Source organism: Bradyrhizobium sp. 147, assembly GCF_023073935.1.
In the GTDB taxonomy this organism is placed as follows: Bacteria; Pseudomonadota; Alphaproteobacteria; order Rhizobiales; family Xanthobacteraceae; genus Bradyrhizobium.
Window position 1 is genome coordinate 61,162 of sequence record NZ_JADPKL010000055.1, and the last position, 24,515, is coordinate 85,676.

General features: G+C 64.0%; 25 protein-coding genes and 1 pseudogene. 9 read left to right on the forward strand and 17 right to left on the reverse strand.

The features are described from left to right. Nucleotides 1-37: 37 nt before the first annotated feature. Together IVA87_RS12660 and IVA87_RS12665 are read right to left on the reverse strand one after the other, a co-directional pair. Nucleotides 38-1,516: a glycerol-3-phosphate dehydrogenase gene (locus IVA87_RS12660; RefSeq protein ID WP_247333751.1), complete on the reverse strand. Its 1,479-nt coding sequence runs from the start codon at nucleotides 1,514-1,516 to the stop codon at nucleotides 38-40. 35 nt (nucleotides 1,517-1,551) lie between these two features. Beyond that, a complete protein-coding gene (locus tag IVA87_RS12665; RefSeq protein ID WP_247301582.1) occupies nucleotides 1,552-4,239 on the reverse strand; it encodes an EAL domain-containing protein in 2,688 nt (895 codons plus the stop codon). A 202-nt stretch (nucleotides 4,240-4,441) separates the two neighbouring features. Between IVA87_RS12665 and IVA87_RS12670 the strand changes: the two genes are divergently transcribed. Beyond that, nucleotides 4,442-5,545, forward strand: a complete 1,104-nt coding sequence (locus IVA87_RS12670) for an NAD(P)/FAD-dependent oxidoreductase (protein WP_247301581.1) — start codon at nucleotides 4,442-4,444, stop codon at nucleotides 5,543-5,545. A 167-nt stretch (nucleotides 5,546-5,712) separates the two neighbouring features. Here IVA87_RS12670 and IVA87_RS12675 read toward each other — a convergent pair whose 3' ends face one another. Further along, nucleotides 5,713-5,892 carry a DUF465 domain-containing protein gene (locus IVA87_RS12675; protein ID WP_025034152.1) on the reverse strand — a complete coding sequence of 60 codons (180 nt, stop codon included), beginning with the start codon at nucleotides 5,890-5,892 and terminating at the stop codon, nucleotides 5,713-5,715. A 330-nt stretch (nucleotides 5,893-6,222) separates the two neighbouring features. On the opposite strand from IVA87_RS12675, the gene IVA87_RS12680 reads away from it, so the two are divergent. The 3 genes and pseudogenes from IVA87_RS12680 (at nucleotide 6,223) to IVA87_RS12690 (ending at nucleotide 7,034) form a co-directional block, all read left to right on the forward strand. Continuing rightward, on the forward strand, nucleotides 6,223-6,429 hold the full coding sequence (locus IVA87_RS12680; RefSeq protein ID WP_008546179.1) for a DUF465 domain-containing protein: 207 nt from the start codon (nucleotides 6,223-6,225) through the stop codon (nucleotides 6,427-6,429). A gap of 114 nt (nucleotides 6,430-6,543) precedes the next feature. Then, nucleotides 6,544-6,762: a hypothetical protein gene (locus IVA87_RS12685; RefSeq protein ID WP_247280165.1), complete on the forward strand. Its 219-nt coding sequence runs from the start codon at nucleotides 6,544-6,546 to the stop codon at nucleotides 6,760-6,762. A 21-nt stretch (nucleotides 6,763-6,783) separates the two neighbouring features. Then, nucleotides 6,784-7,034, forward strand: a pseudogene (locus IVA87_RS12690) (hypothetical protein). Nucleotides 7,035-7,036: 2 nt separating this feature from the next. On the opposite strand, the gene IVA87_RS12695 reads toward IVA87_RS12690, so the two are convergent. After that, nucleotides 7,037-7,747, reverse strand: a complete 711-nt coding sequence (locus tag IVA87_RS12695) for a GGDEF domain-containing protein (protein ID WP_247280167.1) — start codon at nucleotides 7,745-7,747, stop codon at nucleotides 7,037-7,039. Nucleotides 7,748-7,888: 141 nt separating this feature from the next. On the opposite strand from IVA87_RS12695, the gene purE reads away from it, so the two are divergent. Further along, the gene (gene purE / locus IVA87_RS12700) at nucleotides 7,889-8,377 is read left to right on the forward strand and encodes a 5-(carboxyamino)imidazole ribonucleotide mutase (RefSeq protein WP_247280168.1); all 489 of its coding nucleotides are present in this window, start codon (nucleotides 7,889-7,891) and stop codon (nucleotides 8,375-8,377) included. Next, nucleotides 8,374-9,480, forward strand: a complete 1,107-nt coding sequence (locus IVA87_RS12705; RefSeq protein WP_247301580.1) for a 5-(carboxyamino)imidazole ribonucleotide synthase — start codon at nucleotides 8,374-8,376, stop codon at nucleotides 9,478-9,480. Before purE ends, IVA87_RS12705 begins: the two co-directional genes overlap by 4 nt. Before the next feature lie 34 nt (nucleotides 9,481-9,514). Here IVA87_RS12705 and aqpZ read toward each other — a convergent pair whose 3' ends face one another. Then, nucleotides 9,515-10,237 (reverse strand): aquaporin Z, encoded by a 723-nt coding sequence (gene aqpZ / locus IVA87_RS12710; RefSeq protein WP_247301579.1) that lies wholly within the window; start codon nucleotides 10,235-10,237, stop codon nucleotides 9,515-9,517. Nucleotides 10,238-10,499: 262 nt separating this feature from the next. On the opposite strand from aqpZ, the gene rpsU reads away from it, so the two are divergent. Then, nucleotides 10,500-10,796, forward strand: a complete 297-nt coding sequence (gene rpsU / locus IVA87_RS12715; RefSeq protein ID WP_008546194.1) for a 30S ribosomal protein S21 — start codon at nucleotides 10,500-10,502, stop codon at nucleotides 10,794-10,796. Between the two features lie 256 nt (nucleotides 10,797-11,052). Then, entirely contained in the window at nucleotides 11,053-11,703 is a 651-nt protein-coding gene (locus tag IVA87_RS12720) for a tetratricopeptide repeat protein (protein WP_247301578.1), read from the forward strand. A 21-nt stretch (nucleotides 11,704-11,724) separates the two neighbouring features. Here the strand turns inward: IVA87_RS12720 and IVA87_RS12725 are convergent, their stop codons facing one another. The 12 genes from IVA87_RS12725 to IVA87_RS12780 form a co-directional block, all read right to left on the reverse strand. Next, entirely contained in the window at nucleotides 11,725-12,717 is a 993-nt protein-coding gene (locus IVA87_RS12725; RefSeq protein ID WP_247301576.1) for a hypothetical protein, read from the reverse strand. 93 nt (nucleotides 12,718-12,810) lie between these two features. Continuing rightward, nucleotides 12,811-13,095 carry a cupin domain-containing protein gene (locus IVA87_RS12730; RefSeq protein ID WP_247301575.1) on the reverse strand — a complete coding sequence of 95 codons (285 nt, stop codon included), beginning with the start codon at nucleotides 13,093-13,095 and terminating at the stop codon, nucleotides 12,811-12,813. Between the two features lie 22 nt (nucleotides 13,096-13,117). Further along, nucleotides 13,118-14,215 (reverse strand): ionic transporter y4hA, encoded by a 1,098-nt coding sequence (locus tag IVA87_RS12735; RefSeq protein WP_247333752.1) that lies wholly within the window; start codon nucleotides 14,213-14,215, stop codon nucleotides 13,118-13,120. A 49-nt stretch (nucleotides 14,216-14,264) separates the two neighbouring features. Beyond that, complete coding sequence (locus tag IVA87_RS12740) at nucleotides 14,265-15,599, reverse strand: sodium:proton antiporter (RefSeq protein ID WP_247301571.1); 1,335 nt, start codon at nucleotides 15,597-15,599, stop codon at nucleotides 14,265-14,267. Between the two features lie 97 nt (nucleotides 15,600-15,696). Beyond that, entirely contained in the window at nucleotides 15,697-16,494 is a 798-nt protein-coding gene (locus IVA87_RS12745; protein WP_247301569.1) for an alpha/beta hydrolase, read from the reverse strand. 210 nt (nucleotides 16,495-16,704) lie between these two features. After that, the gene (locus tag IVA87_RS12750) at nucleotides 16,705-18,102 is read right to left on the reverse strand and encodes an NAD(P)(+) transhydrogenase (Re/Si-specific) subunit beta (protein ID WP_247280178.1); all 1,398 of its coding nucleotides are present in this window, start codon (nucleotides 18,100-18,102) and stop codon (nucleotides 16,705-16,707) included. Between the two features lie 39 nt (nucleotides 18,103-18,141). After that, nucleotides 18,142-18,459, reverse strand: a complete 318-nt coding sequence (locus tag IVA87_RS12755) for a proton-translocating transhydrogenase family protein (RefSeq protein ID WP_235543528.1) — start codon at nucleotides 18,457-18,459, stop codon at nucleotides 18,142-18,144. Nucleotides 18,460-18,470: 11 nt separating this feature from the next. Further along, a complete protein-coding gene (locus IVA87_RS12760) occupies nucleotides 18,471-19,598 on the reverse strand; it encodes a Re/Si-specific NAD(P)(+) transhydrogenase subunit alpha (protein ID WP_247301568.1) in 1,128 nt (375 codons plus the stop codon). A 138-nt stretch (nucleotides 19,599-19,736) separates the two neighbouring features. Continuing rightward, nucleotides 19,737-19,889, reverse strand: coding sequence for an aa3-type cytochrome c oxidase subunit IV (locus tag IVA87_RS12765; RefSeq protein WP_008136857.1), 153 nt, complete (start codon nucleotides 19,887-19,889; stop codon nucleotides 19,737-19,739). A gap of 96 nt (nucleotides 19,890-19,985) precedes the next feature. Beyond that, nucleotides 19,986-20,381, reverse strand: coding sequence for a type II toxin-antitoxin system death-on-curing family toxin (locus IVA87_RS12770; RefSeq protein WP_247301566.1), 396 nt, complete (start codon nucleotides 20,379-20,381; stop codon nucleotides 19,986-19,988). A gap of 10 nt (nucleotides 20,382-20,391) precedes the next feature. Further along, the gene (locus IVA87_RS12775) at nucleotides 20,392-20,616 is read right to left on the reverse strand and encodes an AbrB family transcriptional regulator (RefSeq protein WP_124162834.1); all 225 of its coding nucleotides are present in this window, start codon (nucleotides 20,614-20,616) and stop codon (nucleotides 20,392-20,394) included. 87 nt (nucleotides 20,617-20,703) lie between these two features. Next, nucleotides 20,704-22,641: a M3 family oligoendopeptidase gene (locus IVA87_RS12780; RefSeq protein WP_247301564.1), complete on the reverse strand. Its 1,938-nt coding sequence runs from the start codon at nucleotides 22,639-22,641 to the stop codon at nucleotides 20,704-20,706. Nucleotides 22,642-22,768: 127 nt separating this feature from the next. Here IVA87_RS12780 and IVA87_RS12785 point away from each other — a divergent pair, with 127 nt between their 5' ends. Then, nucleotides 22,769-24,265: a sigma-54 dependent transcriptional regulator gene (locus tag IVA87_RS12785; protein WP_247301562.1), complete on the forward strand. Its 1,497-nt coding sequence runs from the start codon at nucleotides 22,769-22,771 to the stop codon at nucleotides 24,263-24,265. Nucleotides 24,266-24,515 lie beyond the last annotated feature (250 nt).

Sequence of the window (24,515 nt, forward strand, 5' to 3'; positions counted from 1 at the left end):
CGATTCCGCCGCACGCTAGCGGCCGATCGTGCCTAGCTCAACCGGTTCGGTATGAATCGTTCACACCCGCCATGAACGCGGCCAGCGCGTCGCGATCCGCCGCGGACATGGTCAGCCCAAGCTTGGAACGGCGCCACAGGATGTCCTCTGGGAAGCGCGCCCATTCGTGGGTCATGAGATAGCGCACCTCGGCCGCGGTCAGCTCGGGACCGAAGGCGGGGCCGAGCTCTTCACGGCTCTTGGCCTCGCCGAGCACCGCCGCTAACCGCGAGCCGTAGGCGGCAACCAGCCGCTGGGCCTGCGGCTCCGAAAGAAAGCGCCAGCGGTCGCGCGCGAGATCGACCTCGGTATCAAAACGATTCCAGGCAAAATCCCCACCGGGCAGCGCTGCGCCGGCGGTCCAGCGCGGCGACATCGGATAGAACCGCGCCAACTTCGTCACCGCCCTCTCCGCGCGCAGGCGCGACGTCGTAATGTCGCCGCCGAACATCGTGATCAACGGCGCCTTCCGCCTGCTCGCGTGGAACAGCGTCGTGCCATCACATCCGCGTGCGGACGCCAGCGTCAGGTTGACGCCGGAGACCGCCCGGACCACGTCCGACGGGGTAACGCGCTCGCGGAAATAGCGGCTGACCGCCTCGCAGAGATAGCTGACATCGGCCCCAGGCATCGCCACGATCGCGGGATCGCCGGTGAACTCACGCGTGACCGTGCCGATCAGGGTGAAGTCGCGCTCGAAGGGCCGGGCAAAGATCAGCCGTCCATCGTTGTTCTGCAAGACGTAGACGTGATCGGATTCGAACAGCCGCGGCACGATGATCTGGCTCATCTGCACGGCGGCCATGGTGAGCAACGGCTGCCGCAGCACAGTCTCCGCCACCATGGACGTCCAGGCCCCGGTCGCGTTGGCCAGCGCCCGGGCCGTGATCGTGCGGCGGTGGCCCCGATCGACCACCGCAAGCCGCCAGGTGTCGGTTCGATCGGCGCGGACGCAACGCGCGCCGGTCCGGATCACCGCGCCACGCTCGGCGGCATCGAGCGCCGTGACCACCACCAGGCGGGAATCATCGACGACGCAATCCGAATATTCGAACGCCGTGCCGAACGGACGCTTCAGCGCGTTGCCCACCGGATGATGCGTGATGTCGAGGGTTGTCGCGACGGGCAGTCCGCTCCGGCTGGAGAGGCTGTCATAAAGGAATAGGCCGGCGCGCAGCAGCCATGGCGGACGTTCGTGCGAATGGGCGGGAATGACGAACTGCATCGGCCGGACCAGATGCGGCGCGATCCTGAGCCAAGTCCGCCGCTCCATCAGCGCCCGGCGCACCCGCCAGAAGCCGCGCCGTTCCAGAACCGACAGATCGCCATGGATCAGCCGCGGCGTCGCCGACGACGCCCCGGCGCCGAGATCGCCCTGCTCGAACAGGACGACCCGCAGACCGCGGCCAGCCGCATCGCGCGCGAGGCTGACACCGTTCAGGCCGCCGCCGATGATCGCAAGGTCGTAATCCGCCATGAGCCGACGAGAAGGAGCGAAGCGCCCCATCATCATTAGCCGGTCTTGAGCGCAAGCTCCATGACCTCAGCGCGGCCGACGAGGCCGGCATATTTCCCGATCGGCAGCGGCTTGCCGAGCAGATAGCCCTGCACGCCGTCGCACCCCTCCTTGGCAAGGAAGGCGAGCTGGTCGGTGGTCTCGACGCCCTCGGCGATGATCGACATTTCGAGGCCGTGGCCGAGATCGATCACGGCGCGCACGATTGCCGCCGATTGCGGGTTGCGGCCAAGATTGATGATGAAGGCGCGGTCGATCTTGATCTTGTCGAACGGGAACGCCTGGAGATAGCTCAGGGAGGAATAGCCGCTGCCGAAATCGTCCATGGAGATGCGCACGCCGAGCGCCTTCAGCCGGCGCAGCAACGCAAGGCCTCGATCAAAGTCCTCGATCAGCACGCCCTCGGTGATCTCCAGCTCGAGCCGGCCGGGTGCAAGGCCGGTCTCGATCAGGATCGAATGGACGAGGCCAACCACGTCACCGTGCATGAACTGCGCCGGCGACAGATTGACGGCGACCTGGAGCGGTTTTGGCCAGGACGCCGCCTCACGGCAGGCCTCGCGCAGGATCCACTCGCCCATTTCGACGATCAGGCCGCTCTCTTCCGCGATCGGGATGAATTCGGCCGGCGAGACCTGACCACGCACCGGATGCTGCCAGCGCGCCAATGCCTCGAAGCCGATGATCTCGCTCTCGGCGACGCTGTCGCCGGCGGCGCCCTGCGGCTGGAAGGCGAGCGAGAGCTCGCCATTCTTGATCGCCATCGACAGGTCCTGGTGCAGCACGCGGCGATCGCGGATCTGCTGGTCCATCTCCGGCTGGTAGAGGCTGATCGTGCCGCGCGACTTCTGCTTGGCGCGGAACAGCGCCGCGCCGGCATTGGCAAGCAGCGAGGCGCCGTCGGCGCCATTGTGCGGGAAGACCGACATGCCAGTGGTGATACCGGCGCGAACCGGCCGGCCATCGATCTGGAATTCCCGGGCGACGGCTTCGCCGATCTGCTGCGCCAGCGCCATTCCGGCGTCCGGCTGCTTGCCGTCGATGATGAGACCAAATTCGTCGCCCGACAGACGCGCCACCACGCCGCCGCGCGCGGAGTCCTGGAGCCGCTGGGCCACCTCGATCAGGAGCTTGTCGCCGAGCGCATGGCCGAAGACATCGTTGACCTCCTTGAGGCCGTCGAGGTCCACGCACAGGACGGCAAACTCCTCGACCGTGCCTTGGCAGGCCTCGATCATCTGGGTCAGCGCCTGGAGGAAGGCGGCGCGGTTCGGCAGATCGGTGAGGCCGTCGTGATAGGCCATGTGCGCCATGCGCGACTCGGTCTGCCGGCGATCGGTGACGTCCTCATGGGTCTTGATCAGATATTGCGGCTCGCCGGCATCGCTCAACACGGTGGCGCGGCGTGTTAGGAACAGGCGCAAGCCGTCCTTGGTGGAGATCGGATGCTCTTCGGTGATCATCCCGCGCTTCTTGATTGCGGCCTCGTCGCGCGCGATGATCAGCTTGGCTTCCTTGGGATTGAAGATATCCGCGGCAGTCAGGCCCGTGGCTTCCTCGCGCCTGCGGTTGAGAATCGTCTCGGCGCTGCGGTTGGCGAGCAAATAGCGGCCGTCCTTGACTTGCTCGACGATCAGCGCCACCGGGATGTTGTCGACCACGAGCTCGAGGAACTTCTTGGTGCTCTCCAGTTCCTGCGACAGCGAGCGGCGGTCGGTGATGTCCTCGAATACCAGCAGCAGGAATCCGGGCCTGTTGCTTTCATTGCGGACCGCGATCCGGATCGAGGCGACCATGCGCTGCTCCCCGCCTCGCTCGACCTCGAAGTCGTTGCGGAATTGCCCGTCCGGCGAGTTGAGCGCGGCCTGGTCGGTCGCCTCGATCGTGGCCGCCGAGGCGGGCGAAAACAATTCACGCGCATTCTTGCCGACCACGTGATCCCGCGAGAAGCCCCAGAAGCGCTCATAGGCGGTGTTCGCGAAGATGTAGCGGCCGTCCTCGATGCTCTTCGCGGCAACACAGGCCGGCACATTGTCCAGCACGGTTTCCAGGAACTGCTTGGTGGAGGCGAGCTGTTGTGAAAGCCGGCGCTGTTCGCTGACGTCGAGATGCGTCGCCACCGAGCCGCCGTTCGGCAGCACGTAAAATTTCACCAGGATGGCCCGTCCACCCGGCAGTTCGGTGATCAAACCGTTGCTGCTTGCCGCCTTCTCGTAGAACTCGTCAACGGAGGCGCCGCCGAGCACCCCGCGCTTGCGTCGCAGCTCGAGGAGTTCGGAGCCGTTCATGTTGGCCCGGATATCCGACCGCGTCAGGCCATAGATCTCGAGATAGCGGTCGTTGCAGAAGATGACGCGCCGCTGCGCATCCGTCATCACCACGCCCTGGTTGAGATTGTTCATTGCCGAGGAGACGAAGGCATTGCGCCGCATCTGCGAACGCCTGGTCCGCCGCAGCGAGGAATGGATCCATAGCGCGATCGCGGCGAGGAACGAGCAGACGACGATGCTCGCGATCAGGCCTTCCCAGATCACGTTGGGATCGAGCTTGGCGAGATCGCCCGGAGCGGTGAAGCTGTCCGACAGCGCAAAGGCGCGCGCAGGGCCGACCGCGCCGGCCAGGCACACGACAGCCTGCACAGCAATCGGAAGCGCACTGCCCACGTGCCAGTTTTTCTCAGCCATCCGCCACCCGCGATTTCAACGCCGGATTGTCTGGCTTCGCGGGTTTGGATCGGGTAAACGCCTGTACGCGCAACGGAAAAATGTGACGCGAAACACGGCAATTGCCCTGACATGATAAATGCTTCCTTAATGGAAAACGGCCGCGCGCCGTCGCTTCAAGCCCCACTGCCACCGGCCTTTCCAACTGACGTCCTGCACGACCATGGATAGGGTCGATTGCGTCGTCATCGGAGCCGGCGTCATCGGCCTCGCGGTGGCTCGAAGGCTCGCTCAGACCGGGCGCGAGGTCGTCGTGCTCGAGGAAGCCGAGGCCATCGGCACCGTCACCTCCTCGCGCAACAGCGAGGTGATCCATGCCGGCATCTACTACCGCGCCGGGAGCTGGATGGCGCGCATGTGCGTCGGCGGCAAGCAGGCGCTGTACCGCTACTGCGCCGAGCGCGGTATCCCGCACAAGAATTGTGGCAAGCTGATCGTCGCCACCAACGCAAAAGAGACCGAGAAGCTGCAATCGATCAAGGCGCATGCCGAAGCCAACGGCGTGCTCGACATGCAACTGCTTTCGGGCGAAGCCGCACGCGCGCTGGAGCCGGCGCTCGCCTGCGACGCCGCGCTGCTGTCGCCGTCGACCGGCATCATCGACAGTCACGCCTACATGCTCTCGCTACGCGGCGAAGCCGAGGAGGCCGGCGCGGCCTTCGCGTTCCACACGCCGCTGGTCCGTGCCAAGGCTGCCGCCGACGGCATCGAGATCGAGGCCGGCGGTGAGGCGCCGATGACGCTGCAATGCAGCCTTCTCGTCAACGCCGCGGGGCTCTCGGCGACGAATGTGGCGCGTAATATCGACGGCATGCCCCTGGACCGGATTCCGCCGGCCTATCTCGCCAAGGGAAATTACTTCAGCTGCAGTGCCAGGGCGCCGTTCTCGCGCCTGATCTACCCGGTGCCCGAGCCTGGCGGGTTGGGGGTGCACCTGACGCTGGACATGGCGGGGCAGGCCCGCTTCGGCCCCGACGTCGAATGGATCGAGACCATCAATTACGAGGTCGATCCGGCACGCGCCGAGCGCTTCTATCCCGCGATCCGCAAATACTGGCCGACGCTGCCCGACGGGGCGTTGATGCCGAGCTATTCAGGCATTCGCCCGAAGATCGTGCCGCCGGCGGTGGCGACGCAGGATTTTCTGATGCAGGGCCCGCGCGATCACGGCGTGGCAGGCTTGATCAACCTGTTCGGCATCGAATCGCCGGGACTGACGTCGTCGCTCGCAATCGCAGATCACGTCGCTGAGCTCGCGGACATCTAGAGCGTTTCGAGCAAAGCGGATACCGGTTTGCGTCAAGAAAATGCGTCGAAGCAAAAGGCTGACGCCGCACAATTTGCACGACGCGCGCTCCTTGCAGCAGGGATGAGCGCAAAGGCGCTCATCCCTGCCTAAGGAGTACGATCAACTCTACGCTGTTGCGGGGGTCACTAGTGGAGCGTGTCGCCTTGCTTCAGACGCTCGATCTGGTCCTTGACCATCAACTTCCGGCGCTTCAACTCAACAATTTGCAGGTCGTCTGTTGAAAGGTGCACGAGAGCTTCGTGCAATTCGTTTTCGAGAAGTTTGTGCTTCCGTTCCAATTCAACAAGATGTGCCTGAATTGTCATTCGAAACCTCCTCGGTAGGGTTGAACCTCAGGATTCGATCCGGACGAGGGAAGTCTACATCACCGATTCGTTCTGTCGATGGGTATCCGTGGTTGCGCCGTCATTTTTGAAAATTCATATGTAACGAAGCGTGAGTAAGGGAACCACGCAGGAAAAATCCATGATATCAATGCGCTTGCACAGCGCCGGGGCGACCCGCAGAAATATGTGACGGGAGATCGGCGGGCGACGGCCGCAGATCGCTTGCGGTCACGACGCGCAAGGACGATAATTTCCACAGGGCATCCACAGCCCAGATCTCACGGCTATCGGTTTTCGGCCACCGCAGACATGACCAATGAAGACGAGCGTGAGCTCGAAGCCGAGCTCACCCGGTTGCAGCAGGAACACCGAGACCTCGATGCGGCGATCGATGCACTGCATCAGTCGCCCGCCCCCGACCTGTTGCGTTTACAACGGTTGAAGAAGCGCAAGCTGTTGTTGCGCGACCGCATCGCCTTCATCGAAGACCAGATCACGCCCGACATCATCGCCTGATCCGCAAGGCGGCCTTGCGGCGGCTTGCGGGTGCGTGAATCCGCTTGACTCAAAGAGAACAAAATAGGAACATTCTGACTTCCAACGCCCCAGGAAACGCCAAGGACAACGCAGATGTCGGCAACCGCCCTTCTCGACAACAGCCATTATGAACAAGCCTGCGATCAGGCGATCGCGATGTGCGACGGCAATCTGCGCAGCACCATCAAGGCGCTGATCATGGCCAATGAATATCTGGAAGCCGAGCTGGAGGAATTGCAGGCGGCGATTTCCGCCGGGTGCGTTCCGGAGATCTCGCCCGGCAAGATGCGAAGCAAGAGCAGCGCCGCCTGAGTTCAACATCGGAGCAACGCCATGTCGGATGTAACCTACTACGTTGCAATGCCCTTCCTGATCGATGCTGACGGATCGCTCGTCGCGGGCGCCGCAGAGGAGTGCCAGAGCTCGACGGCCGCCTTGCGGCGCGCCGAAATCCTATCGCGCGGCGCTGGTCACATCGGCGCGATCGCGTTTAGCCGCAGCGGCGATCCCATGACCGGCGAATTCGGCGACGCCACATTGCTGCGCATTTCGGCAATGTGCCGCAAGATCTCGCCGCGCTTTAGAATTAGCTCCCGGCCAGCCTGGTCCGCGGCTCGTGCCGCCGGCACGCCTTGCGCACATACATGGCGGCGTCGGCTTCCTCGAGGGCGCGGCCTGCGTCGGACTGCGCCCCCAGCAACGCGACGCCGGCGGAGGCGCCCGCAGCCACATGCTGGCCCCGAAAGGTGAAGGACAGTTCGTCGATCGCCTGCTCGAACGAGGCGGCCTTCGCTTTGGCGTCGGTCTCGCTGAGATTCCACAGCAGCAGCGCGAACTCGTCGCCGCCAAGGCGGCCGACCACGTCCGAGGCGCGGACCTGCCGCGTCAGCGTCGCGGCAATCGCCTTGAGCACTTCGTCGCCGGCCGCGTGTCCGAAGGAATCGTTGATCGGCTTCAGCCGATCGACGTCGAGCACGATCAGCGCGCCGCTGGCGCGGTAGCGCTTCATGTAGGCGATGGCGCGGTTGAGCTCGCGCTCGAAGCCGCGCCGGTTCGGAATCTCGAGCAGGAAATCGGTGTCAGCGGCCGCTTCGAGCTCCGCGACCCGCCGCTCCGCCGCCTTGAGCTTGCTCCGCAAGCCGCGGATGGTCGCCTTGATGCTCTCCGTGGCGCCATTGGCCTGCGTTCGGCGCCGCGACGGCCTGGCCGGAGGCTTGGCAGCGGCTTTGGAACGGCTGGCGCTGGTCTTCCGGCCCTTTTCGGCCTTCGCAGCACTCGCCCTTTTTGGTTTCTTCATGGGCATCCTGCTCAATGAAGGCTTGCGGGGATTCACCAAGACAGGATAGTGCATTCCCTTCTCCTTGCCACCGCCTTGCGAGCCGCCGGCCGGAACCTTTAATCTGGCCTATCTTTCTGTTTTCCGGGCACAATTGACGTCATGACCGCGCCGATCGCCATCATCATGGGAAGCCAGTCGGATTGGGACACGATGCGGCATGCCGCCGACACGCTTGCCGCGCTCGGCGTCGCCGCCGACACCCGCATCGTTTCGGCCCATCGCACGCCCGATCGCCTGTTTGCCTTCGCCAAAGGCGCCAAGGCGGCGGGATACAAGGTCATCATCGCCGGCGCTGGCGGCGCCGCGCATCTGCCCGGCATGGCGGCGGCGCTGACGGAGCTGCCGGTGTTCGGCGTGCCCGTCGAATCGAAGACGCTCAAAGGCCTCGATTCGCTGTATTCGATCGTTCAGATGCCCGCGGGTATCCCGGTGGGCACCCTGGCCATCGGCAAGGCCGGTGCGATCAACGCCGCGCTGCTGGCAGCTTCCGTGCTGGCGCTGTCCGACCCCGCCCTGTCCGGTCGGCTTGCCGCCTGGCGCAAGGCGCAGACCGAGGCAGTTGCCGAGCGCCCGGAGGACAAGGCGTGACTGACGCAAAGCAGGTGACGCTGAAGCCGGGCGACACCATCGGAATCCTCGGCGGCGGACAATTGGGCAGGATGCTGGCGATGGCTGCGGCGCGGCTCGGGCTGCGCTGCCAGGTATTCTCGCCCGATCCGGATTCGCCGGCCTTCGACGTTGTCCTCAATGCGACCTGCGCCGAATACGCCGATGTCGAGGCGCTCGAGCTGTTCGCAAACGACGTCGACGTCATCACCTACGAATTCGAGAACGTGCCGGCGGCCGCCGCGATGGTGCTGGATGCGCGCCGCCCGGTGCTGCCCAACCGCAAGATCCTCGAGACCACCCAGGACCGACTGGCCGAGAAGGATTTTGTCACCCGGCTCAGCATCGGCACCGCCGCTTACGCCGACGTCACCTCGGTGGCTTCGTTGCGCGAGGCGATCGTCAGGATCGGCCTTCCAGCCGTGCTTAAAACCCGCCGCTTCGGTTATGACGGCAAGGGCCAAGCCATCATCCGCGAGGGCGACGATATCGCCAAGGTGTGGACCAGTCTCGCCACCAAATCGGCGATCCTGGAGGCATTCGTGCCCTACGAGCGCGAGATTTCCGTGATCGCCGCCCGCGCGGCGACGGGTCAGGTCGAGTGCTTCGACGTCACCGAGAACGAGCACCGCGACCACATTCTCAAGATATCGCGCGCGCCCGCACCGATCGCGGACTCGCTCGCCGAAGAAGCGCGCAGCATCGCCAGCAAGATCGCCAGCGCGCTCGACTATGTCGGCGTGCTCGCCGTCGAGATGTTCGTGCTCACCAATGGCACCGGACCGAAGGTGCTGGTCAACGAGATCGCTCCGCGCGTGCACAATTCCGGACACTGGACGCTGGACGGCGCGTCCGTGTCGCAATTCGAGCAGCACATCCGCGCCATCGCCGGCTGGCCCCTCGGCAAGCCCGTGCGCCACGGCGAATGCGTCACCATGACCAATCTGATTGGCGACGAGATCAATGACTACGACAAGTGGCTGACCGTCCCTGGCGCCACGGTGCACATCTATGGCAAGGGCGCGCCGCGCCCCGGCCGCAAGATGGGACATGTCACCGAAGTCACGCCGACAAAAGCCAAATGAGAGGACCGCAGCAATCGCTGCGATCCCCTTGCGATCACGCCGTCTTTGCGCCGGCGACGACGCCTGTCGGCTCCTCGCTGAGCCAGCGGTAGATCACCCCGCCTAACGCGCCGCCGATCAATGGCGCGACCCAGAACAGCCAGAGCTGCGACAGCGCCCATCCGCCGACGAACAGCGCGGGGCCGGTGCTGCGCGCCGGGTTCACCGAGGTGTTGGTGACGGGGATACTGACGAGATGGATCATCACCAGCGCGAGCCCGATCGCGAGCGGCGCGAAGCCCGCGGGCGCACGGCCATGGGTGGCGCCCATGATGATGAACAGGAACATCATGGTCATCACCACCTCGGTGAGGAAGCACACGATCATGCTATACTGGCCGGGCGAATGCGCGTCATAGCCGTTCGACGCGAAGCCCTTGGCGACGTCAAATCCGGGCGCCCCGCTCGCGATGACGTAGAGCAGCCACGCGGCAACGATGGCGCCCGCCACCTGTGCGATCACATAGGGCAGGATCTGGCCGGCCGGAAAACGGCCACCTGCGGCGAGGCCGACCGTGACGGCCGGATTGAGGTGGCAACCCGAGATGTGGCCGATCGCATAGGCCATTGTGACGACGCTCAGCCCGAACGCCAGGGACACACCGACCAGTCCAATGCCGACCTGGGGAAAGCCGGCGGCAATGACGGCGCTGCCGCAGCCTGCGAATGTGAGCCAGAAAGTGCCGATGGCTTCGGCGGCGTATTTTTTCATGTCCATGTGTCGTCCCCTGATTTCAAGTTTCCGGAACAAAGCTCCGGAAACGACCCCGCCATGGGCGTCAAATCGCCCAAATCGGGGCCGCACAGAGGTATTTTCGCCGCATTTAATGGCCGAAATTGGCCCGAAACCCCGCATGGCCGGTGGACATCCGCAGTTTTGTCTGATACATCCGCGCGCTCAAGGTTAAGGGCTTGCGCGTTTTGCCATCCCCTTAATTCTTACCAGAATTCAAATCCGATCCACCTGAAGAGGATGCCGCGTGCAGGTTCTCGTCCGCGATAACAATGTCGATCAAGCCCTCAAGGCGCTGAAGAAGAAGATGCAGCGCGAGGGAATTTTCCGCGAGATGAAGCTCCGCGGTCATTACGAGAAGCCGTCCGAGAAGAAGGCCCGCGAAAAGGCCGAAGCCGTGCGCCGCGCACGCAAGCTGGCCCGCAAGAAGCTGCAGCGCGAAGGCCTGCTGCCGATGAAGCCGAAGCCGGTGTTCGGCGCAGGTCCCGGCGGTGATCGTGGCGGTCGTGGCGGCCCGGGTGCAGGTCCGCGCGGACCGCGCTGATCTACCGGATCTTGCAAGACTTCAGTTTTCGATAACGCGGGCCCCTGGCCCGCGTTATTGTTTTGAGCGGTGCCTATTCTGGGACAGGGGCGCCACCGATGCGGCACCAAAGCGCGATGAGATTGGATTTGAACGTCATCGCGCTTTGGTTTGTTGTTTGAGCATGATCTCCGCGCAAACGCATTTCCGCGTTTGTCGCGAGACAGAAACCGCTTCACATTTTTTCGGACCATGCTCTAGCGCGAGCGAACCGTAGATGGCCTCCCCTTTCCCCGAGCGCAGCTTGGCGCGGCTACGCCAGATCTGGCAGCAACCGTTCGTGTTGGCTTTGATGGGGATTGCGCTGTGCAGCTGCTCTTTCGATCTGGGATCGCTGATGCCGGAGAAGGAGAAGCCTCAGGAGGCGCCGAAGGCGATCGCGACCGCCGAAAGCGCGGTCAGCGCCGGCAACGTCAGCGAAGCTCAGGCCCACACGGCAAAGGCCCAATCCCTGGCGAAGTCAGGTGAGGCCGCAGCTGCGCTCGACGAATTCAATCGCGCGGTCGGGCTCGATCCCTACAACGCACAGGCGCTCTATGGCCGTGCCTTGATCTATCAGGGCAATAACCAGCACGATTTCGCAATCGCCGATTTCAGCGCTGCGAGCGGGCTCAACCCGCAGAAGGTCGAGCCACTGCTCGGCCGCGCCACCAGCTATCTCGCGCTCGGCAAGATCAAGGAAGCCGCAGCCGATCTGGACGAGGCCTCCGAGTCCGATCCGCACAACGCCCAGGTCTGGACCACCCGCGGACAGGCCTATGAGCGGCTGGGCGACAGGGCCAAGGCAGCGGCGTCCTACACCAAGGCGGTCTCGCTTCGCCCACGCGACGATGCCGCCCGCAGCGGCCTCGCCCGGGTCGGCGGCTGACAGCGCGGCTCAGATGCCGTCCTAATCGGGGGTGGCGGGTTTTGGCAGAACGGCGTGGAACATCGACTTCACGCCTGACAGCATCTCATCGGCGACATTGGTCTTCGGCCGCCGCATGGTCGTGGTCGCCGCGGCGTCGGCGCGCAGATCGAGCGGCGGTGCGATCACCGGCACGGGAATGTCAGCCGGCGGCGTGATCCGATTCGGGTCGTCATTTCCGACCGAGGCTGTGTAAGGCGGGTTGAGCGGCGACGAGCCGCTATTACCATAGGCCTCGGGTGACGGCGTCGACACAGTAATCGGCGGCGGCAGCGGACGCACCGTGGACGGCTCCGCGGTGATCACACGCGGCGCCTCCGGGGTACGGGCGGCTTCCCGTACCGCAGGCTCCGCCGGCCTTTCAGCCGGCTTGGTCTCGGAAGACTTGGTCTCGGAAGACTTGCTCTCGATTGATTTGGCCTCAGCGGCCTTGCCCTCAGGCGACTTGCGCAGACGCTCGATCGCGGCACGCACGAGATCGTTGGCGTCGGGGGCCGCGGCCGGGGAAGCCGCAGCCGGCGCCGAATTGGCCTCCACCACCGGGGCGGTGGCGGGAACCGCAGCAGCCGGAGCAGACTTGGCAGCCGCCTTTTCGCGCGCGGCGGTGCGGCCGCGCGGGCTGGTCTCGGCGGGAGCAACGTCTGCGGCCTTGGTCTCGGCAGCAGGTTGATGATCGGCAGGCTTCTCGGCCGCCGACTTGTCCGCAGCATTCTTCTCGGAAACGCTCTTCTCGGAGACACTCTTCTCAGAGACACTCTTGTCGGAGACACCCTTGGCCTTGACGCCGGCCCCGGGAAGGCTGGTGGTGTCTGCCGGCTTGCCCTCACTGCCAGCCTGGGCAGGCACCGCTACGGCCGCAGGAGTATCGGGTGCGGGCTTGGCATTGATATAGTGATTAACGATGTAAGCCCCGATGATCGTCGCGAGCACCGAGGGGAAAATATCCATCGAGATTTTAGCGAGGTATTTCAGCATTTCTCGGCCACTCCCCGCGCGACCTGATGCGGGAACTTTGGGGCATTGTGAGGGATCAACTGCGACGGATCGATGGCAATCGGCAACGCCAACCTACGGTTTTAGCTCGACTTCAAGGAACACGATCTCGGTTGAGGTTTCGTTAAGTACGTCATGCTGGACGCCAGCCTTGCGGAAATAGGATTTCCCGGCCGCAAGCTGCGCCTTGGATCTCTCGCCGCTGGGCGCCACGATGGTCATCTCCCCCGCCACCACGGGTACAATCACGTAGTCCATTCCGTGCGTGTGATGCCCGGTGGCGCTCCCCGGCCCAAGTCGCCACTCGGTCACGCGAACCTGCGCGTTGTCGACCTGAACCTCGGACTGGGCGGCAAGCATCGGGAACTCTCCATGTCGCGCTTCAGGGCACGAAGACCATGAACACGTAGATGGCAAATACCACCATGTGGACCAGGCCGAACAGGACATTGGTCCTCCCGGTGCCGAAGGTCAGCATGCTCAAGAAGAAGGTCAGGAGCAAGAGCACGCTGCCCTGGGCGTTGAGGCCGAGTTCGAGCTCCTTATCGAGCGCGTAGGTGGCGACGCCGACGGCCGGGATGGTCAGCCCGATGGTCGCGAGTGACGATCCGAGCGCGAGGTTAATGCTCTTCTGGAGGTCGTTCTTGCGGGCAGCCGCGATGGCCGCGACGCCCTCGGGCAGCAGGATCAGGAGCGCGACCAGGAGACCGGCGAAGGCCGGCGGCGCGCCGATCCTGGCGCCCACGGCATCGACCACCAGCGAGAATTTCTTGGCGAGCAGCACGACCGCCAGAAGTGAGACCAAGAGCAGCGCCACGGTGAGTGCGAGCGCCCCACTTGACAGGTGCACCTCCCCGCCCTCGCCCTGCGCCCGTTCATGAACGAAGTAATCCTTGTGCAGGACGGTCTGCGTGTAGAGAAACACCGCATAAAGCGCGAGCGTGACCACGTCGACGAAACCGAGCTGAACCGCCGAATAGACCGGTCCGGGCGTGGTGGTGGTGTAGTTCGGCATGATCAGCGTGATGGTGGCAAGCGCAAACAAGACGCTGAGATAGACGTTGGCCCCGGAGAGCTGGAAACCCTGCTCGCGATAACGCAGGCCGCCGATGAAGATGCAGAGCCCGACGAGGCCATTGCAGACGATCATGACCACGGCGAACACGGTGTCGCGCGCGAGCGCCGGGGCGGGCTTGTCGCCCAGCATGATCGTGGTGATCAGCGCCACTTCGATGATGGTCACCGAGAGCGTCAGCACGAGCGTGCCATAGGGTTCGCCGACCCGCTCAGCGATCACTTCGGCATGATGAACCGCGGCAAATACGGTGCCGAACAGGATGATCAAAAGGACAATGGCGAAGACGAGCCCGCCGAGCGACAGCGTGAACACGTAGTTCGTCGCGCTAACAGCCGCGAACAACAGCACGGCCAGCGCCGGGAAGATCCAGGCCGACCGGGGCATCGGGTTATGTGCGCTCATCCACCGCTTCCATTTGCTGCCATGAGCAGTAGCAAATCAGGCGTGAGATTCAATGCCAGTGCAGGATCGGCGCGATCGGCAGCAGCGTCAGCAGCAGGAACAGCGGAATGAGCACGGCGCCGGCGCGCAACATATAGCCGAAGAAGCTCGGCATCTCGATGCCGTTCTCGCTGGCAATGCTGCTCACCATGAAGTTCGGCGCATTGCCGATGTAGGTGAGCGCACCCATGTAGACCGCGCCCATGGAGATCGAGGCGAGCGTCCCCGAGAGTTCATGCATCAGCACTTGCGGGTCGCCGCCGGCGAGTTCGAAGAACAACAGATAGGTCGGCGCATTGTCGAGGAACGCCGACATCAGGCCGGTGAACCAGAAATAGGCGACTTCGCGCGGCGCACCGTCCGGCGCCGTCACCGCCGACAACAGCCAGGCGAAGGCACCGTGATGGCCCGCATTGAGCATGGCAATGACGGGAATGATCGCGACGAAGATGCCGGCGAACAGTTTCGCGACCTCGCGGATCGGCTCCCAGGTGAAGCCGTTGGCCAGTCTGTGCTCGTCCGGCGTCAGCCAAACCGACAAGGCCGCAATGGCCAGCAGCACCAAATTGCGGACGACGTCCTCCAATTGCAGCTTGGTGCCGAGAATGTCGAAGGCAATGCCGGACTTCCACATCGCCGATGCCAGCAGGCTCGCGACGATGGCAGCGATCAGCACCAAATTGACAAGGCCGCGGATGCGCAGCGGCTCCCCGCAGCCTGTGTCGCCGGGCGGCGACTCGCTGCGGAAGCGCCAGACATCGATGGCGACGAAGATAGCGAGCAGCAGTCCGGCCACGATTGCGGTCTGCAACCAGATGGTACGCGTGGTCCAGAAGAAATCGACGCCATGCAGGAAACCGACGAACAGCGGGGGATCGCCGAGCGGGCTCAGCGCGCCGCCGACATTGGCAACCAGGATGACGAAGAAGATGACGACATGGGTATTGTGGCGCCGCAGCCGGTTGGCGCGGATCAAGGGACGTATCAGGATCATCGCGGCCCCCGTGGTGCCGACAATGCTCGCCCCCAATGTGCCGAGCGCGAGGATGCCGAAATTGGTCGCCGGCGTGGCCTTGATGTCGCCGGTGATGAGGATGCCGCCGGCCACGACATAGAGCGAGAACAGCAGCACGATGAAGCCGAGATATTCGGCGAGCATGGCGTGAACGAGCGCCGCCAGCGTTGCCATGCTCCCGGCAAAGATGACGAGCGCGGCGAGTGCCAGCAGCGACCAGGCCGCGGCGATCTTGCCGTAGTGATGATGCCAGATTTTTGGAAACAGCAGCGGACCCAATGCGATCGACAGCAACAGGCCGGCAAAGGGCAGCGCATAGGGCCAGCGCATGGCAGCACCATCGAGCCCGGTCGCTGCCCATGCGTGTTGCGGCGATAACGCGAGGATCGCGGCGAAGGCCAGGCGCCAGGGCCACGTAACGAACTGCTTAGGATTCAATGAAGCGCCTTGCCGTTTCGATCGCACCGAAAGCATCGAGATTGTCGTGTCCGCCGCCCGCGAAGCGAACGAACTGCTTGGGTCCGCGGGCGAGCGCAAACAGACGCTCTCCGAATACGATCGAAATGACAAGGTCATTGGTGCCATGCATGATCAGCAGCGGCACCGTGACGCGCGCGATCCGCTCGTCGGAGCGAAACGGGTCGCGCATCAGGAGGCGCACCGGCACGAACCGGAACGCTGATGCGGCGATATCGACCGCCGAGGTATAGGGCGCCTCCAGGATCAGCTTGCCGATCGGATGCTCGGATGCGAGCGCGACGGCCACGCCGGTGCCGAGCGAAAAGCCCCAGGCGACGATCCGTTCCGCGGCATAGCGCCCCGACGTGAAATCGTAGGCAGCTGCGGCATCGCGCAGCAAACCCTCCTCACTCGGCGCACCGCTGGAGCCGGCATAGCCGCGATAGGATAGCGCGACGAGGCCGGTGCCGTCGGCCGTCATCGCCCTGAAGCGGCTGACGCGACCGGCGAGAAAATCGCCATTGCCCGGAAAATACAGGATCACGCGACGGCCACGCTTCGCCGGCACGTGCCAGACGATGACCTTCTCGCCGTCCGACGTGGTCAGGACATGCTCTTCCGCCTCGGGAAGGCCCGCAGCATCGGGTGCGGTGCGACCGGCGGGCGGGATCGGAAACATCATCTCGCGCTGGCGGACATACAGCACGAGGAGACCGGCGCAATAGACGGCCGCGAGCAGGATGGCGATCCACTTGACGATGGTCATGATACGCGGCCGGCCTTTCGGCTCACGGCTTGCGACGGCTCCGCAGCAATTTCATGACATGGGGCCGGAGGCTGGCCGGAACATCGCGGCAGCGGCACGCCGCCTTACGGGCGGCTTGCCGGCTGCGCGCTGCGCGCGCGTCGCTTTGGGAGCCATGCGATAGGACCGGTGCCATTCCTTTGTGATGGCCACGGTCCGTTTGCTTCCGCGCTACATCGCCTTGACGATGTTCTCGGTGACCTTCTTGGCGTCGCCGAGCAGCATCATGGTGTTGTCGCGGTAGAACAGCGGATTGTCGATACCGGCATAGCCGGAGGCGAGCGAGCGCTTGATGAACATCACGGTGCCGGCCTTCCAGACCTGGAGCACGGGCATGCCGTAGATTGGTGAGGTCTTGTCCTCTTCGGCGGCCGGGTTGGTGACGTCGTTCGCGCCGATCACGAAGGCGATGTCGGCCTGCGCGAATTCGGAGTTGATGTCCTCGAGCTCGAACACCTCATCATAGGGCACGTTGGCTTCGGCGAGCAGCACGTTCATGTGGCCGGGCATGCGGCCGGCGACCGGGTGAATGGCATATTTCACCTCGACACCTTCCTTCTTCAGGATGTCGGCCATCTCGCGCAGCGCGTGCTGGGCCTGCGCCACCGCCATGCCGTAGCCGGGCACGATGATGACCTTGGAGGCGTTCTTCATGATGAAGGCCGCATCGTCGGCCGAGCCGAGCTTGGCGGGCTTCTGCTCGCCCGTACCGCCGCCGGCCGCAGCGGTCTCGCCGCCGAAGCCGCCGAGGATGACCGAGATGAAGGACCGATTCATCGCGTGGCACATGATGTAGGACAGGATCGCGCCCGAGGAGCCGACCAGCGCGCCGGTGATGATCAGCGCGGAATTGCCGAGCGTGAAACCGATGCCGGCAGCGGCCCAGCCGGAGTAGGAGTTCAGCATCGAGATCACGACCGGCATGTCGGCGCCGCCGATCGGGATGATCATGAGCACGCCGAGCACCAGGGCGAGGATGACGATCAGCCAGAAGTCGAGCGCGCTGCCGGTCAGCACGAGGCCGACGATAAAGAACACCAGCGCCACGGCGAGCGCGATGTTGATGACGTGGCGGAACGGCAGGATAATTGGCGCGCCGCTCATGCGTGCGGAGAGCTTCAGGAAGGCGATCACCGAACCGGTGAAGGTCAGCGCGCCGATGGCGACGCCGAGCGACATCTCGACCAGGCTCTGCGGATGGATGTTGCCGGGAGTGCCGATGTCGAAGGCCTCGGGCGCGTAGAACGCGCCGGCGGCGACCAGCACCGCGGCCATGCCGACCAGCGAGTGGAAGGCGGCGACCAGTTCCGGCATCGAGGTCATCGGCACGCGGCGGGCGATCACGGCGCCGATCGCGCCACCGATGGCGATACCGAGGATCACGAGGATCCAGGCGACGCCGTCCGCTGGCGGATGGCTGGCGAGGGTGGTCGCAACCGCGATGCCCATGCCGATCATGCCGAACAAATTGCCCTGGCGCGACGTCGCCGGGCTCGACAGCCCGCGCAGCGACAGGATGAACAGCACCCCCGCCACGAGATACAAGAATGCAGAGAGATTGGCGTTCATCTCAGGTCCCCATCTGTCCCTTCAGCCCGAGGTGGCCGCTTACTTCGACTTCTTCTTGTACATCGCGAGCATGCGCTGCGTGACAAGGAAGCCGCCAAAGATGTTCACGCAGGCAAAGATGAGCGCGACGAAGCCGAAGCCGCGCGCCCAGCCCGAGCCGCTCGAGATCATGCCGACGCCGACCGCGAGCAGCGCACCGACCACGATCACCGACGAGATCGCGTTGGTCACGCTCATCAGCGGGGTGTGCAGCGCCGGCGTCACCGACCACACCACGAAATAGCCGACGAAGACGGCGAGAACGAAGATCGACAGCCGGAAGATGAAGGGGTCGACGACCTGTGCAGCATGCTCCATGGCGACTCTCCTTAAACCTTCGGCTGGAAGTTCGGGTGGATGACGGCGCCGTCTTTCGTGAGCGCAGTGGCCTTGACGAGTTCATCGTCCCAGTTGACGGCGAGCTTCTTCTCTGTCTTGTCGACCATGGTCTCGATGAAGGAGAACAGATTGCGTGCGTAGAGGCTGGAGGCAGAGGCCGCGACGCGGCCGGCGACGTTGGTGTAGCCGACGATCTTGATGCCATCGAGGTCAACGACCTCGCCGGCCCTGGCGCCCTCGACATTGCCGCCGCGCTCGACGGCGAGATCGACCAGCACCGAGCCCGGCTTCATCGACTTGACCATCTCGGCACTGACGAGCTTCGGCGCCGGTCGGCCCGGAATCAGCGCGGTCGTGATCACGATGTCCTGCTTCTTGATGTGCTCGGCCGTGAGCGCGGCCTGCTTGGCCTGGTACTCTTTCGACATTTCCTTGGCGTAGCCGCCGGCGGTCTGCGCGTTCTTGAACTCCTCGTCCTCGACGGCAAGGAATTTCGCACCGAGCGATTCCACTTGCTCCTTGGTGGCGGGACGCACGTCGGTGGCGGTCACGACGGCGCCGAGACGGCGCGCCGTCGCGATCGCCTGGAGACCGGCAACGCCGACGCCCATCACGAACACCTTGGCCGCGGGTATAGTGCCGGCCGCCGTCATCATCATCGGGAAGGCGCGGCCGAAGGCCTCGGCGCCCTCGATCACGGCACGATAGCCGGCAAGATTGGCTTGCGAGGACAGCACGTCCATCACCTGCGCACGGGTGATGCGCGGCATCAATTCCATCGCGAAGGCGGAGACGCCGGCATCGGCCATCGCCTTCAGCGCCGCCTCGTTGCCATAGGGATCCATGATGGCGATGACGAGCGCGCCGCGCTTGTATTGCGAGAGCTCCGACGCCTCGGGGCGCTTCACCTTGATGATGATGTCGGCGTCAACAAGCGCATCAGTGCTGATGGTGGCGCCCACGGCGGTGAATTCGGAATCCGGCAGGCCCGACTTGAGGCCGGCGCCCGGCTCGACGGCGATCTCGGCGCCCAGCGCCTTGAATTTCTTCACCGTATCAGGCGAAGCGGCGACCCGCGGCTCGGACGGATCGATTTCCTTGGCAACGGCAATCTTCATGAGGCCTCCGGCGGCGCAGGACAGCGCGCGCGCAAACTAAAGCGTTACTCCCGCGGCGTTCGATACCGGTTCTGGGACCGGTTTGTATGCAAATTTTCTGGGCAGCTGCTGCCGCTGGCGTGTGCAGCTGCCGATCGATCAGGTGAGGAAGATCGCCATCAGGATCACGATGAGCGCGACCGAGGCCGTGCCGTACTTCACCAGCTTGATGAAGCCCTCGTAGGTCTGCTCGTGCGCAACGTAGTCGTTGCCGTCGGCGGTGGTGTACGCCACTTCGCTATGGTCAGCCATGGATTGTCCCCAGTCGAAAGTCGAATTCTTGGCTGGGATACCGCAAACTTTCGGGCAGGGCAACGGCACGCGGGCGCGGTTTTCCCGCAAATGAGGTCATTTGGAATTCCAATTGTCGCGGATCCAGCGCGCCAGGCTCTGCTCGCTGACTTCGCCGGCGGCGAGCGAGAGAATCATCGTTGTCGCTTCCGCGGGAGCGGGACTGAAGGCGACGCCGTTCTTGTGAAGGAAGACCATCATCGCCATGAAGGCGATGCGCTTGTTTCCATCGGCAAATGCATGGTTCTTCGCGAGGCCGAACGCGTATGCTGCAGCGAGTTCTTCCATTGGCGCCTGTTCATAGCGCCATTTGTTGATCGGACGCTCCAGCGCCGAACGCAGCATGCCCTCGTCGCGCAATCCGGGCGCGCCACCGAAGCGCCGGAGCTGTCGGCTATGAATTGCGACAGCCTGCTCGTAGGTGACCCAGAATGGCTCCTGAGGATCACTCATGCGCCGGCCGCTATTTTGCCAGCGCGGCGAGCGTATCGCGATACTTATCCATCACCTCATCGGCGATTTCCATCGTCCGCTCGAAGTCGGGGTCGTAAGGCAGCAATTGAAAACCCCCACCGGGCAATTCCACGACATGCAATTGCTGCCCGCGTTTGAGATCGAGCCGCTGCATAAGCTCGCGGGGCAGCAACAACCCGTCCGAATTGCCGATCTTCTTGATCTCGATCTTCATGGCTAACCTCCAGCGGTTATACGGGTGTATAACATTGCTGGAGTCTTGGTTCAACAGACGTTTTACGCCCCGTGAGAAGCCAGCCACTCAGGCCATCTTCTCCAGCTCGTCGATCATGCCGGCGATGACGCTGAGCCCGCCATCCCAGAACTTCGGGTCCTTGGCATCCAGCCCGAACGGCCGCAGCAGCTCGGAATAATGCTTGGTCCCGCCGGCGGCGAGCATGTCGAGATAGCGTTCGGCGAAGCCCTCGGCCGCATTCTCGTAGACCGCATAGAGCGAGTTCACGAGGCAATCGCCGAAGGCGTAGGCGTAGACGTAGAACGGCGAGTGGATGAAGTGCGGAATGTACATCCAGTAATTCTCATAGCCCGCCTTGATCTCGATCGCAGGCCCCAGGCTCTCGCCCTGCACCGACAGCCAGATCTCGCCGAGCCGCGTCGCGGTGAGCTCGCCGTTCTTGCGCTCGGTATGAACCGCGCGTTCGAACGAATAGAACGCGATCTGCCGCACCACGGTATTGATCATGTCCTCGACCTTGCCGGCGAGCAGCGCCTGGCGCTGTTTTGCGCTCTTGGTCTGCGCCAGCAGCCGCCGGAAGGTCAGCATCTCGCCGAACACGCTCGCGGTCTCCGCCAGCGTCAGCGGCGTCGGCGCCATCAGCGCGCCGTTCTTCGCGGCGAGCACCTGATGCACGCCATGGCCGAGCTCGTGCGCGAGCGTCATCACGTCGCGCGGCTTGCCCTGGTAGTTCATCAGCACGTAAGGGTGCGCCGACGGCGTGGTCGGATGCGAGAACGCGCCGGGCGCCTTGCCCGGACGCACCGGCGCGTCGATCCAGCGATCGGTGAAGAAGCGCTCCGCAATGTCGGCCATCTTGGGTGAGAAGCCGCGATAGGCCGTCAACACCATGTTCCGCGCATCGGGCCAGCCGATGACATCGGTCGCGGCAAAGGGCAGCGGCGCGTTACGGTCCCAATAAGCGAGCCGCTTCTTGCCGAACCACTTCGCCTTCAGTGCGTAGTAGCGATGCGATAATTTTGGATAGGCCGCGCGCACCGAGGCGACCAGCGCATCCACCACCTCGCGCTCGACGCGGTTGTTGAGGTGCCGGGAATCCGCAACATCCTGAAAGCCGCGCCAGCGGTCGGAAATGTCCTTGTCCTTCGCGAGCGTGTTGGTGATCAGCGCAAAAGTGCGCTCATTGGCCTTGAAGGTCTTCGCCAGGGCTTCGGCGGCGGCCTTGCGCTTTGCGCCGTCTCGGTCCTGCAACAGATTGAGCGTCGGCTCGATCGCGAGCTCTTTTGCGCCCACCTTGAAGCGCAGGCCCGAGATGGTCTGGTCGAACAGCCTGTTGAAGGCGGAATAGCTGGTCTGCGCCTTCTCCAGGAAGAGCTGCTCGAGCTTATCGTCGAGCTGATACGGCTTCTCCTTGCGCAAATCCTCGATCCAGGGGCGATAGTGTGCCAGCTCCGGTGTCTGCATCGCGCGGTTCAAAATGTCGTCATCGATCCGATTGAGCTCGAGCGCGAAGAACAGAAGATGTGTCGACGCCGCCGTCAGGCGCTCGGACACGTCGCCGTAAAACTTTGAAATCGCAGGGTCCACGCTGTCGCCGGCGTGGACCAGGCCGGCATAGGAGCCGAGACGGCCGGCGAGGTCGTCGATCGCCTCATAGCGTCGCACGGCTTCAGCGAGCCATTTTCCGCCATCTTCGTTTGCTGTCCCTGTCGCGAGCTTGCCCTTGTAGTCCGTCTCGAACGCGACGCAATCGGCATCCATCTTGTCGAGGTCGCGCGCCACTTCCGGCGCCTCGATCCCCGAATAGAGATCGGCCAGGTTCCACTCCGGAAGCTTGCCGGTCTTGCTTGCAGGCTTTGCAGGCGGAGACTTTATCGGTGAAGGCCTGGAGGACTTTGCTTTGGCGGCGGATTTCCTGGTGCTCGGCTTGCGGGGAGCGGACTTGCTGGAAGCGGGCTTCTTGAGAGCAGACTTCTTGAGAGCGAGCTTGGAGCGCGAATTCATTGTGTGGGAAACCTGTGTTCAACCGTCGCGACGGCGGGCGTGGGCATCAAGGTTTAAGAGTGCGTTAATCGGCTTCGGCCAGAGTGCCCCGATTCGAGACAGATAGTTGTAGCGTGCAGGGAACACCATGGCTGCCAGTATTTTGATCGCCGACGACGACGCTGTAGCCCGCCGGCTGGTCGAAAACATGGTGCAGAAATGCGGCTACGAGACGGTCGTCGTGGATTCTGGCGACGCCGCGATCGCTGCCCTCACCGCTCCCGACGCCCCGACCATCGACGGCGTCATCCTCGATCTCGTGATGCCCGGCCTCGACGGCATGGGTGTGTTGGCGAAAATCCGCGAAGCGGGCCTCAGCATCCCCGTCATCGTGCAGACCGCGCATGGCGGCATCGACAACGTGATCTCGGCGATGCGCGCCGGCGCGGCCGATTTCGTCGTCAAGCCGGTCGGCTTGGAGCGGCTTCAGGTTTCATTGCGCAACGCGCTGAACGCCTCCGCACTGAAGGGCGAATTGCAGCGCATCCGTCACAGCCGCGAGGGCCGCCTGAGCTTCTCCGACATCATCACCCGCTCCGAGGCGATGGCAGGCGTGATGCGCGCCGCGCAGAAGGCGGCGAACTCCTCGATTCCCGTGCTGATCGAGGGCGAGTCCGGCGTCGGCAAGGAGATGTTCGCGCGCGCCATTCATGGCAGCGGCGAGCGTAAGGCAAAACCCTTTGTCGCCGTGAATTGCGGCGCGATTCCCGACAACCTCGTCGAGTCCATCCTGTTCGGCCATGAGAAGGGCGCCTTCACCGGCGCCACCGAGCGGCACATGGGCAAGTTCGTCGAGGCTCATGGCGGCACGCTGTTCCTGGACGAGATCAGCGAGTTGCCGCTGACGGCGCAGGTCAAGCTCTTGCGCGCGCTCCAGGAAGGCGCGGTCGAGGCGGTCGGCGGCCGCAAGCCCGTCAAGGTCGACGTGCGCATCATCTCCGCGACCAATCGCAAGCTCCTGGAGCGGGTCAAACAGGGGCACTTCCGCGAAGATCTGTTTTATCGCCTGCACGTGCTGCCGCTGACGATCCCCTCGCTGCGCGCCCGGCGCGAGGACATTCCGCATCTGCTGCGGCATTTCCTGGCGCGCTTTGCCGCCGAGGAGAACCGCACCATCACCGGCATCAGCGGCGAAGCGGTGGCGCACCTCGCCCAGCTCGACTGGCCCGGCAACATCCGCCAACTCGAAAACGCGGTCTACCGCGCGGTGGTGATGAGCGACGGCGACCAGCTTGGCCTCGGCGATTTTCCCCTGCTCGCCTCGCAGCCGCATCCCGCAACCGAGATTCCGACTGCGCCACTGATGCTCGAGCCGATTGCGGCGCCTTCCTTGGTATCGGGTAACGAAATACCGATTGCTCCCCTCCCGTCGGCGGGAACTCTCTGCATGCTGACCGCGAGCGGAGATGTCCGCGCGCTGGAGGACATGGAGAACGAAATCATCCGCTTCGCGATCTCGCATTACCGCGGGCAGATGTCCGAAGTCGCCCGCCGCCTCAAAATCGGCCGGTCCACGCTCTACCGCAAACTCGACGAAGCAGGGGTGCCCGGCCATGGCGGGAAAAGCGACGAGGAGACGCACTGAGCCGTATCTGCACAGCGGATTGCCTGTTGCCGCGAAGAGGCCGCAAGCCCTTCGCATCACGGTGAAATTTGGCCGCGACGTGAACCGTGACCTGGAAGTGACAGACACAGGGAAAAGCGCGTGGGGCATGCGCATAATTCGTTGCCAAGAAGGCTGCCTTGACGTCAGTTTGTCGTGAGTTGTCCCGGGTAGCGCTGGCCGCAAAAACGGGGCCCGTATATCGTCTGCGTATGAATCGTTGCGTGCAGGC